General features: G+C 40.3%; 1 protein-coding gene. It reads left to right on the top strand.

Translation table 11 applies throughout. The features are described 5' to 3' along the window. Positions 1-253: hypothetical protein (locus AAEY62_RS23555; RefSeq protein WP_350636878.1), on the top strand; the 253-nt coding region annotated here is incomplete at both ends.

Raw genomic sequence — 253 nt, 5'->3', positions numbered from 1 at the left:
CAGCTCTTAATCCTGATTTATTTTTTAATGGGGTTACTTTTAATGATGTAGCACCGATAGCCGAAGCTTGGTGGCTTCTGGATCAATACGCACGTCATAGAACCACTCAATGCTTGCATATTGATACAAATACGCCACTCAATGCCTGCCAAGACATTGCTAATATCACTATTTGGAACTTTGATGATGTTAGCGATCCGCTTAAAGCCGACTTAGGCCCATCAATTCTTAGTTACTTCGATCCTGACAATAA

Origin of the sequence: Pseudoalteromonas sp. GW168-MNA-CIBAN-0100 (genome assembly GCF_040309225.1) — a bacterium.
Lineage (GTDB): Bacteria > Pseudomonadota > Gammaproteobacteria > Enterobacterales > Alteromonadaceae > Pseudoalteromonas > Pseudoalteromonas arctica.
Note: the sequence above shows the minus strand (reverse complement) of the source record. Positions and strands in the feature narration are given on the sequence as shown.